The sequence below is a fragment of the Clostridium sulfidigenes genome, assembly GCF_000732635.1.
In the GTDB taxonomy this organism is placed as follows: Bacteria; Bacillota; Clostridia; order Clostridiales; family Clostridiaceae; genus Clostridium_J; species Clostridium_J sulfidigenes.
The window spans coordinates 56,590-68,824 of the sequence record NZ_JPMD01000008.1; the positions used below are offsets into that span (position 1 = coordinate 56,590).

The window sequence follows — 12,235 nt, forward strand, 5'->3', positions numbered from 1 at the left end:
TTTTTCAAAATTAGTTACCTTGGTAACTGATTATAATATTAAAACAAATTATAATACAAGTAAAGATGTTGAAGGGAGAGAATAAAATGGATATTTTCACAATAATTCTTTGGGTAATTACATTGACTTGGTTTATTTGGTCCATAATTAAAGATAAAAAGAAAACTTTTAACTCCATTAAAATGTCAACGGGACTAATGAAAAGCATGATAGGAGAAATTATAGGAATACTTTTTCTTATAGGATTAATACTTACATTCATTCCACCAGATACAATTAAATATTATTTAGGGCAATCTAATATTTTTATTTCTACAATTATTTCTGCATTTGTAGGAAGCATCACTTTAATACCAGCTTTTGTTGCTTTTCCACTGGTAGGTTCCCTAGTAAATGCAGGAGCTAGTATAGTTCCTATAGTGGCATTTTTAACAACTCTTACCATGGTTGGTTTTGTTACATTTCCTCTTGAAAAAAGAGAATTTGGTGTTAAGTTTGCATTGATTAGAAACTCATTAAGCTTTATATTTGCTGTGGTTATAGCACTTTTCATGGGGGTGATAATATGAGCTTAATTATTAAAAAAGTAAAAGATAATATATTATTAACTTTTGTTATTTTAACTTATTTGTTTTTATTGATTTTTATGCCGGATAAAGGAATTATAGCTTTAAATAATAGCTTATATTATGTGAAAGAAATGATTATAATAATGCCAGTAATACTTCTACTAACATCTCTCATTGAGGGATGGGTTCCTAAAAAAACTATAGAAAATGCACTAGGTGAAGGTTCAGGGGTTAAAGGATATATATTTTCCTTTTTACTAGGTAGTTTTTCAGCAGGTCCTATTTATGCAGCTTTTCCTGTATGTAAGATGCTTATAAAAAAAGGAGCCAGTATAGCAAATATAGTAATAATCTTAAGTGCTTGGGCAGTAATTAAGATTCCGATGTTAGCAAATGAATCTAAGTTTTTAGGTCCTAAATTTATGGTGATTCGATGGAGTTTAACTACAATATCTATTATTATAATGGCAATTATAACTTCAAGATTTGTTAAAAAAGAAGAATTACCTAAAGAAGATATTATAGAAAAGGAAGATGCAATACTAATTATAGAAGAGGACTTTTGTATTGGTTGTGGATTATGTACAAGGATAGCATCAGAAGATTTTATATTAGAAAATAAAAAAGCAAAGGTAAATAAAAATATATTAATATCACAAGAAAGTGAAAAGATTAAACTAGCTATATATAAATGTCCTGCAAAGGCAATTAAGTATAAATAATATACTACAAAAATAAAAATATAAAGGAGAAATTTATAATGGTTGAAAAAATTTATCAAATGACTAATAGCGATAGTAGAACAGTTGAAATGCTTATTTCAGATGAAAATGTTCATTACTTACACATGATTTTTAATAAAGGAGAAGGACTTCCAGAGCATTTTTCAAATTCTAATGTATATATGGCTGTACTAAAAGGCACGTTATCAATTGTATTAGATGACCAAGAAATTCATGAATACAAAGAAGGCACTATATTAAAAATACCATTTAAAACTAAGATGAATGTTGGTAATAAACATGATGAAATTTTAGAATTAACTGTGGTAAAGTCACCTGCTCCATCTAAATAATTACACAATAGGGTAAAAGCTTTTAATTAATATATATAATTTACTCAATTTAAAATAAATAATTGAACAAGTTGAAAAAGCTGTTGAATATTCAATGTAATATTCAATAGCTTTTATTCTATTACTGTAATTTTCAACAGAGCCTAAGTAATAATAAATTTATTCATAATAAAATATTGTGGTATAAATGTATTTAATTTCTATAATGGATAATTATTGTTTGTTGAAATAAGTTATTCTTAAAGTTAAAATAAAAATAAAGTCTTAAATACATGGAGAAGAAATAATATGAAGAAAAATTGGATTATCATCACAATAATTATAACCGTGGCTGTAGTATTAGGAGCCTTTACATATAAGAGTTACATAAAGAATAATCATACTGAAAATATGATTAAAAACAATAAAAATAAGTATGATGCATCAGCAGAGATAAAGGATGCATTAAAGTTACTAAGTAGTAAAAAACAAGCTGAAGTTATAACTAATGCAAAAACCTCTTCTAATGTACTAGCTCTATCCTTTGAAGGAATTAGTGATGCTAATACTATGGGAAAAATAGTGGAATTATTAAATGCGTATGGTGTAAAAGCAAATTTTTTTATTCCAGGTATTAAAGCTGGAGAAGACCCCACCACAGTAAAAAACATTAAAAAAGCGGGACATGTAGTAGGAAGCGAAACTCTTTCAGATGCTAGGCATATGGAAAAGTTATCTCAGAAAGAATTAATTACTGATTTTTGTCGTGGTAATAAGATAATAGAAACTATAATTAAGGAGAAACCCAATTTACTAAAGTGTAAATCTACCACATATACTGATGAAGTCCTAGAGGCAGCATACGCCTCAGGTAATAAGTATGTGATTCACAGTGATCATTATCTTAGCTATCAAAGTTTCAAGGATTATGGGCAGGCTCAGAATTATGTAAATAAATTAGATAAGGGCACAATTATTTCCATTAAGGTTAGTGGTGTTCTTGATGATTTTGAATATGAAGGAGAAAAAGAAGAGGAAAAGCCAGCTATAGATAAAGAAGCAGGGATAGATGAATCTACTAAGGATGAAAGAGAAGAAATAACTGTTGTTAAAATTGTAGAATGGTTGTTGAAGGCCATAGATGAACAGAAAATAACTGTTGTCCAAGTGAATGAATTAGTAGGAATGAAAAGTGATGATGAAACTTCATCATCTGAAAATATGTCAAATAAAGATGAGATTTATATAGATGAAAGTTATAAAGAAGAAAAAAATACTTCACAAGGAAATAGTGAAGTAAAAAATTCTTCAGATTTAGTGAACTTTAAGGAGCTAATAGAAAAAAATAATGGTAACCTGGCTCCTAATATTTCAGAGTTTTACACTACTAAAAAAGCATTATCTTATACCTTTAGAGGATTAGGTAATGAAACTGCATTAAATTCAGTTTTAATTTCTTTAGATAAAATAAAGGCTAAAGGAACTTTCTTTGTTACTAAGGATGAAATAGAAAAATATCCAGATAGAATTGCTAACATATTAAAGAAAGGTCATGAAATTGGCAATGGAGGAATAACAGTTAGCTCAAGTTTATTAGACAAATCTACAGAAGAGATTTGTAAAGAAATATATGAAGTAGATAATTTATTAAGGAAGATTGGTGTAAATACTAAAGCATACATGCCTGGATATGGTTATGTTGATGTTGAGGTTCAAGAAGCTTTATCTGTTATTAATAAAATTCATGGTATTAAGGGTTATGAATTGTTTACTTATTCTAAATCTCCTATTAATCATAAATATAAAAACATGAATGCAGAAGAAGTTGTAAAAGATTATCTTAATTTAAATACTTATATGTCATTAAGAAAAGGTGAGATTGTTTACTTTAGGCTAGACTCAGATTTATTTGAAGATAAGAATACTGTAGCAAATATTATTGAATTAATTACCGCTAACTATGTAAAAAATGGACATGCTAATAAGTATAATGAAGCAACACAATCCTATGTTTTAGTTGAAAAGCCATTGAATTATTCTGTTGAGACTTTAAGTGAATTGCAACACACTATGGAATCAGCTTCTCAATTAGGGAGATATAGGATGGCGGATAATATTAACTCATTAATTAGGAGGTCTTATGAAGAAGCTTTATCTATGATGAAATCTAATTACATAGGTAATAAATATGTGGATTTAAGTGATTTAAGTGAAGAGGAACAGGTTTTAATGGATAAGACAGGGACTATTGATACCAATGGTGAAGATGTAATATTCTTTACCTTCGATGATTGGGGAGGAGATCCTGTGGTTAATGAGATTTTAGATGTACTTAATAAACATAAAGTAAAAGGAAGCTTTTTTGTAATATCAAAGTACATTGATACTAACGGAGATGTATCTAATGCTAATCCTAATTTACTTAGAACCATTGCATTTAATGGTCACGATATTGGAAGTCATAACTATAATCATGAAACTTTAGATACAAACAAGAATAAATTGGAGATTTCTTTAGTTAAATCCTATGATGCTATGGCTAATGTTATAGGTGATTTAAATTCATTAAGAACATACTTTAGACCACCTACTTTACTTGTTAAAAAGGAAGGGCTAGCACAGGTTTTTGAAAGTGGATTTAAATATTCTATTAATGGAAATATTTCAACTCATGATTATGAAAGTAGTTCTTCCCAAGAAATTGTTCATTCATTAGAAGAAAGTTTAATCAAAGGTAGAGGGAATATTATAGTAATGCACATGAACAATCAAAGTTATTATACCGCAGAAGCCTTAGATATTTTCTTAACTAATAATGAGAATGGAGTATACGGAACAAAGTATAAAATTGCAAAGCTAAGCGATTATTTAGAATAATAATTTTTGTAACATATGAGGAGTTTAAAGATGAGGTTAGATACTATATGAAAAAAATAAAAAAAAGATGAAACCCGTGATGTCCTTTTAAATCCACGTAAAGATAGACGGTTATTATCAAATGTTCCTGATAAGGAAGAAATTAGAGATAATATTGACCGTAGGGGATATCAACTTTTGGATGACCATAAAGAAGACCCAAGTGGTTTTATAATGAGTAAGAATGCTGGTATAAGATATGTAATGAAAACGGATGTGGAAGTTATTTGTAAAAGCAGCAAAGGAAATAAAAAGTTATTAGTAAAATCTATAGACATTTCTACCACGGGGCTTTTGTTAGAATTAAAAGATGAAACACAATTAAATATAATAAATAATGCTGAGGAGATAAAGTTAAAATTTAAAATATTACCTGGTTCTATGCCTGAGGGCTATGAAATGAAAGTGAAAATTAAAGGTGAAAAAGTTAGAGATTCTATAACATCTGAAGGAGAAATTATCTGTGGAATAGAGTTTATAGAAATTTTGTCAGAGTATTCAAGTAGAAAAAAAGATAGATATGTACTTGTTACTTCTAGTTTTCTTTTATTATTTATTACATTATTTATTATATTAATGCGTGCAGAAAGTATTATATATTTTAAATTTAATAAATGGATATACCTTTATAGTATTATTGCAGCAGTATTTTTGCTTAGTAGATATTTATTTGGAATGTTATATAAACCTATTCCAATAGATGTGGATTATACACCGGGAGTAACTATTATTATTCCTTGCTTTAATGAAGAAGAGTGGATTGAAAGAACAATTCTAAGTTGCATAAATCAAGATTATCCTATAGACAAGCTGGAAGTTATAGTAGTAGATGATTGTTCTAATGATAAGTCTGTAGAAAAAATTAAAGAAACTATTGAGAGGTTAAGTAGTGAAGCAGAGAGATTTGAAACAAAACATAGGTTAAAATATTTTGTGCAAGAAAATAATCTAGGTAAAAGGGATGCTTTATGCAGAGGAGTTAAGGAGGCTAAACATGACTTAGTTGTATTTGTTGATTCAGATAGCTTTTTAGATCCCTTTGCTATAAGAAATTTAGTTCAACCTTTTAAAGATCCCAAAATGGGAGGCGTATCAGGAAGGACTGATGTGGCTAATACATACACTAATGTATTAACAAAGATGCAATCAGTGCGTTATTACATAGCCTTTAGAATTATGAAAGCAGCAGAGGCTTATTTTGATGCTGTTACCTGTTTATCAGGACCATTAGCTTGTTATAAAAAACAAATAATCCTAGACAATATGGATGCATGGTTAAATCAAAGGTTTTTAGGTCAGAAGGCAACCTTTGGAGATGATCGTGCTATGACTAATTTTGTGTTAAAAGGCCATCGAACAAGTTATCAAGATACAGCTATCTGTTCTACCATTGTACCTAATAAATATAAAATATTTCTTAAGCAACAAATGAGGTGGAAGCGTTCATGGCTAAGAGAATCAATAATCGCAGGTAAATTTATGTGGAAAAAGGAGCCTTTTATGGCAGTATTCTTTTATATGGGTGTAGTAGTTCCTATTGTTGCTCCAATAGTTGTTACATATAACTTAATTTATGTTCCAATTATCCATAAGATATTTCCAACAACCTTCTTAGTAGGAATATTGATGATGGCTTTAATGATGAGTTTTGCTCAAATGTTTCTTAGAAAAAGTACTACATGGGTTTTTGGTATGGTATTTTGCATTTATTATGAGGCAGTATTATTGTGGCAGATGCCTATTGCATGGGTAACCTTTTGGAAGTCCACATGGGGCACGCGAATGACTCCCAGTGATATAAAGGCTCAAAAGAAGAAGGAGCAGAGAACTACTTCCAGCAAGCTTAAGAAAAAAGGAGGGAAAAACAATGAAAAGTAATACTTTTTCTCCTAAAAAGAAAGATAGGATTAAGATAGCTAGAGGTATATTACAAGGAGTTATTTTAATTATATTGTTAATAGCTATTATAAAAGCTTTATTTTCATTCTCTGTATATGAGCCTTACAATTCATCTAAGGTAAGTAATAATCAAGATAGTGGCTTCATTGCAGTATCATATTTTGGTGTAGATAGAACAGGAAATGATACCTTAATAAGTGCAAAAAGATTGGATGAACAGCTTAAAGCATTAAAAGATAACGGATATGTAACAATTACTCAAAAGGATGTAGTGGATTATTATTTAAAAGGTAAGGCATTACCGCCTAAATCACTATTTTTGCTATTTGAAGATGGAAGAAGAGATACAGCAATATTTTCTCAGAAAATCATAGAAGAATACAATTTAAAAGCAACTATGCTAACTTATGCTGATAAATTTGAAAAGGAAGACTCGAAATTTTTAAGTTCTAATGAGCTATTAGAGTTAGTAGATAGCTCTTACTGGGAATTAGGTACAAATGGGTATAGACTTGAATACATAAATGTATTTGATAAAGATTCAAACTACTTAGGTAATTTAAATTCAGTTGAGTTTGCAGAATCAGCTTCAAGTATGGAGAGAGATTATAATCACTATTTAATGGATTATATTAGAGATGAGTATAATATTCCCACAGAATCCTATGAAGAAATGAAACAGCGGATTGATAGTGACTATAAGGCTATATCTAAAGTTTATACTAATGAAATTAGTCAAGTTCCTAAATTATATGCCTTAATGCATTCTAATACAGGTCAGTTTGGTACTAATGACAAGGTAAGCGAAATAAATGGTAAATGGATTAAAAAGTTATTTAATATGAATTTTAATAGGGAGGGTTTCTCGCTAAATACAATAGATAGTTCAATCTATAATTTAACTAGAATTCAACCACAGTCCTATTGGTCAACCAATCATTTGCTAATGAGAATTTGGGATGATACGAAGCAGGATATTAAATTTGTAATTGGAGATAAAGAAAAGGCAAGTAAATTTAAAGAGGTATCAGGAAAAGCAGAGTTTAAGGATGATACTATTATATTAACATCTTTATCAGAAGGAAAAGGTACTCTTAAACTTTTAAATAGTGATATTTATAAGGATGTTAAGGTGTCAACAATATTAAATGGGAATATCATAGGTTCTCAAGGTATTTATTTGCGAGCTAATGATGATCAAAGTGATAGTTTATGTGTTAGACTTATGAATAATGTAATAAGTATTATTGAAAATTCAAAAGGTAGTTCTAATGTCATATTCTCACTAGACTTAAGTAAAAATAAAGAAGAAAAATTTGATATAAGAGATGGAGGAAGCAGAAAGGTTGATATAAAATTAGTTAATGATAAAATTAGTGTAGACATTGATGGTACTAATATAGCTAAAGATTTGGATGTAACTAATGAGAATCAGGGAAGTGTTTATTTAGAGTCTGCATGGGGAGAATATGGATATAGTCAAAGGAATATTGCAGATGATGTATATGATGGTGTATTTAAAAAGTTTAGGATAACTGATGTTAATGATAATGAATTGTATGACAGCTCACTAAAGGGAGTTGATAGTATAATTTATTCCCTTAGATATTTTACTGATAAAATTATAGACTGGTTTATTAAATATTTATAGATTATAGAGGTGTTAAATGGGTAAAAGAGCAAAGAATACTTGGATTATTATTACTTTGACTTTAATAATAAGTATGTTTCTATATGGTTGTTCAAAAGAAAAAAATCCCTTGGAAAATAGCAATAAAGTACAGGTTGGAGAAACAGCTGCAATTGAGGATAAAAAGATATTTGATGAAAATATAGATAACTTATCAGCATGGATCACTTATTGGGATTTAGATGTTAATGGAGAAGTTAAGTCTTTAGATAAGCAGTTAAAGGAAGTTTCATATTTTGCAGCTTATTTTGATTCCAACAATGAACTGATAATGCCACAGCAATTAGTAGATTATTATAATAGAACAAAGGATGAGGACTATACTAAATATCTTACTATTGTTAATGATAAAATAAATAGCGATGGAACTTCATCACTAAAGGATATTGAACTTTTAAAGACGTTGCTCACAGATTCTATCTTAAGAAGTAAACATGTTAAGGATATAATAAGGTTAGCATCTCAGTATGGTTTTAATGGAATAGAAATTGACTATGAACAAATTAAGGATGATATGGAATTATGGAATAATTACTTATTGTTTATTAAGGAGCTATATGGTGAATGTAATGGAGTTGGGTTAAAATTGAGAGTCATATTAGAACCTAATATCCCTTTTGATGCTCTAGAGTTTATAGAGGGTCCGACCTATGTTATGATGTGTTACAATCTACATGGAGGATATAGTGAACCGGGAGAAAAAGCAAATCTTCAGTTCATAAAAGAATTGATGGATAAGATGGAAAGAGTACCAGGAAGTAAAAATTTTGCCATTGCTACAGGTGGATTTAATTGGGCTTCAGATGGAAAGGTAACTTCCTTATCTGAAGTAGAAGCTAAAGATTTAGTAAAAGAATATAGTGCAAAAGAGGAAAGAGACAATAAAAGCCAATGCATAGTGTTCAAGTACACTGATGAGGATGGGATTGAACATGAGGTGTGGTATGCAGATAAAAATACATTAAACTCATGGATGCAAGTTATAAAGGAAAAAGGCTATGGCATCAGTCTTTGGAGACTTGGTGGAAATGCATTTCATTAGTTTATAATATAGAATTTTCAAAGTAATAATATATAGAAATTTCATAGATAAAAAGAGTGATATTCTTACAGATAATAAATTTGAAGGGATATCACTTTTTTTATATAAGGCATCTTCAAAAAATAAATAAGTCAGAATGCTCGTCTATTTTGTGTTATACTGCGTCAACAGAACCCTTAGATAGTGCTACTATCTGCGGAACCTGTTTCCTTGCCTAACTCAAAATATACTTCCCATCTTTGACTTATTATTTATTTTCAGATGCCAAATATTTTTTGTAAGTGTAAGGTGGATAACCTAATTTATATTTATTTGACAAAGGATATTTTTAGAAACTATAATTAATGTGGTTCATATAATTATATAGGATTAAAATAGTGTGTTAATTTTATGAAAGTATATTAGTAAAGTAGTATGCTGCAACAATATATTTTCGGTATTGAGAAAATCTATAATCTTTGTGAACATATGCAATTAAATTTTAAAAGATAGAGTATAAAATTTTAAAACTAGATATTTACAGACTATAAAAAGTAAATAGGGGGGTATAAAGAAGTGAAATTCAACAGGAAAGATATAATCGGTTTTCTTTTTCCAGAGTTACAGATAGTTGAAACTGTAAAGGAACACGGATTTATAGCAATGCCAAATAAAAGTAATAAGGAAAAGAAAATTCAAAATATGGAACATGTAAATAGTGAGGGTAATACTTATTCTAAAAAGAATTTCAGTGAGATGAACAAAACTACTAAACAGAATCTAGTTAATAAATTAGATGAATCTCAGAGTGGAAATGTAGCAACATATCAACACAAGGATACTTCTAAAGTGAAGACTGATGATATAGTAGATGTATTTAGTAGTATTAGAGAAGAAATTGGAAACTTAGTTGTAGGACAAACAGATTATCTAGATAATCTCTGTACTGCATTTAAGCGTCCATTTATAACAGGATATGACAACTTAAAACCTAAGAATGCTATTATTATTCTTGGAAATAAAAGTACAGGAAAACATAGTAGTATATCTTATATTGCAGATATTCTTAAAAAGAGGAGGATTATTAGTAGTAATAATATTTTAAAAATAGACCTCTCTTTGTATGCTACATCTTCGGATTATGAAGTATTTTTATCTGACTTATATAAATGTTTATATGGAGAATCTGATATTGTAATGTTTGATAATTGTGATAAGTGTCATTCTAGTATTATTGATGTAATAGAATCATTAACAATCACTGGTAAATATACCCTTGGTTCAAGATATGTATTTCAAAATAACAATCTTGTTGAATCAAATGGAATGCTTTTGCAAAATTCAATAAGTGAGATAAGTTCAAATAATAAGTACTTTATTTTTGTATCAGAGAAATCTGAAAATGATATGTTGAATATTTTTGGAACAAAATTTATGAATTGCATAGGAGACATACTTCGTACTAAGAATTTTAATTATGAGGAACTTAAAAAGATATCATTGATACTGATTGAAGATCTAAAGATAAAATGCAGTAAAAATCTTTCAATGAATATAAGCTATGAAGATGCTATTTCTGAGCTAATTATATCAAAATATAAAGTTGTATCTGGAATAAGTAGTATGAGAGATTTTGTTGATTCTAATATACATAAGCCATTAGCAGAATTTAAATTAAAAAATACCATTGAAGATAATAATGTATTTTTATCAGTTAATAATGGTGAAATAATGATGCAAATTGATAATAAATTTATAAAGTTAATTGATATTATGCCTCAAAAGAATGTATGCGGTATTGATGATGTTAAAAAAGAATTAGAAGGTATAGTAGGGATTGAATCTGTAAAGCAGTATATTTTTGGGCTTGAAGATAATTTTAAAATTCAAAAGTTACGAGAAAATGCTGGATTTAAGGCTACTAATATTTCAATGCACATGATATTTACAGGAAACCCTGGCACAGGTAAAACCACAATTGCACGGATAGTTGCTAAATATCTAAAAGCTCTTGGAATATTATCACAAGGTCAATTAAGAGAAGTTACTAGAGCTGATCTTGTAGGTCAATATGTTGGGCAGACTGCAAAATTAACCAATGATATTATAAAATCTTCTTTGGGAGGAGTTCTATTTATTGATGAAGCATATGCTCTTTGTAGAGATAAGCATGATACCTTTGGACTTGAAGCCATAGATACATTAGTTAAAGGAATTGAGGACAACAGAGAGGATTTAGTTGTTATCTTGGCTGGATATAAAGAAGAAATGGAAGATTTTTTGAAAACTAATTCAGGTTTAAAATCACGCTTTCCAAATGTAATTAATTTTGAAGACTATAAACCAGAAGAAATGTATGAAATTTCATTTATTACAGCAAAATCTAAAGGATATAAGGTTTCTGAGGATTGTAAAGAGCAACTTATTAAACTATTTGAAAAAAATCAAATTAAGGGCAAAAATGATAGCGGAAATGGTCGTCTTGCTAGAAATGTAATAGAAAAGGCTATACTTAATCAATCTAAGAGATTGATAGTAGATACTAATGCACCAATGGACTTATTATGTTACGAAGATTTTAAATTTGAAGAAGTAGGTAAGTTTAATTTAGAGGAAAGTCTTTCTAAGATTATTGGACTTGAGAATGTTAAAGAGTTTGTGAGAACTCAATATAAATTATCAATCGCACAAGAAAAACGTAGAAAAGCAGGAATGATTGTAGATACATCACAAGCTTTGAACATGATTTTTAGTGGGAATCCAGGTACTGGAAAGACAACAATAGCAAGACTTGTTGCAGATATGTTTAAAGAGATGGGTTTGTTAAAATCAGGACATTTAATAGAAACTGATCGTAGTGGATTAGTGGCTGAATATGCAGGACAAACAGCTAAGAAAACTGAAGAGGTATTTAGATCTGCTTTAGGAGGTATCTTATTTATTGACGAAGCCTATGCATTAGCAAATGATAACAGTGGTTTTGGAAAGGAATCAATAGATACTCTTGTTAAACTTATAGAAGATTATAGAGGAGAAATAATTATTATTCTAGCTGGATATAAGAAAGAGATGGAAGATTTTTTAAA

General features: G+C 28.9%; 8 protein-coding genes. All 8 read left to right on the plus strand.

The genetic code is table 11. The features are described 5' to 3' along the window. The first annotated feature begins 86 nt into the window (after positions 1–86). Positions 87–569 carry a permease gene (locus tag IO99_RS04270; protein WP_035130713.1) on the plus strand — a complete coding sequence of 161 codons (483 nt, stop codon included), beginning with the start codon at positions 87–89 and terminating at the stop codon, positions 567–569. Continuing rightward, positions 566–1,291, plus strand: a complete 726-nt coding sequence (locus IO99_RS04275) for a permease (protein WP_035130714.1) — start codon at positions 566–568, stop codon at positions 1,289–1,291. The genes IO99_RS04270 and IO99_RS04275 overlap by 4 nt, the downstream gene beginning before the upstream one ends. 38 nt (positions 1,292–1,329) lie before the next feature. Then, a complete protein-coding gene (locus IO99_RS04280; protein WP_035130715.1) occupies positions 1,330–1,644 on the plus strand; it encodes a cupin domain-containing protein in 315 nt (104 codons plus the stop codon). Positions 1,645–1,932: 288 nt separating this feature from the next. After that, positions 1,933–4,500 (plus strand): polysaccharide deacetylase family protein, encoded by a 2,568-nt coding sequence (locus IO99_RS04285; protein ID WP_035130716.1) that lies wholly within the window; start codon positions 1,933–1,935, stop codon positions 4,498–4,500. Positions 4,501–4,677: 177 nt separating this feature from the next. Further along, positions 4,678–6,417, plus strand: a complete 1,740-nt coding sequence (locus IO99_RS04290) for a glycosyltransferase family 2 protein (protein ID WP_242844085.1) — start codon at positions 4,678–4,680, stop codon at positions 6,415–6,417. Then, on the plus strand, positions 6,407–8,089 hold the full coding sequence (locus IO99_RS04295) for a polysaccharide deacetylase family protein (RefSeq protein WP_035130717.1): 1,683 nt from the start codon (positions 6,407–6,409) through the stop codon (positions 8,087–8,089). The genes IO99_RS04290 and IO99_RS04295 overlap by 11 nt, the downstream gene beginning before the upstream one ends. 16 nt (positions 8,090–8,105) lie before the next feature. Continuing rightward, the gene (locus IO99_RS04300) at positions 8,106–9,170 is read left to right on the plus strand and encodes a glycosyl hydrolase family 18 protein (RefSeq protein WP_035130718.1); all 1,065 of its coding nucleotides are present in this window, start codon (positions 8,106–8,108) and stop codon (positions 9,168–9,170) included. 555 nt (positions 9,171–9,725) lie between these two features. Further along, on the plus strand, positions 9,726–12,235 hold a 2,510-nt coding region (locus IO99_RS04305; protein WP_051823913.1), incomplete at its 3' end, for an AAA family ATPase.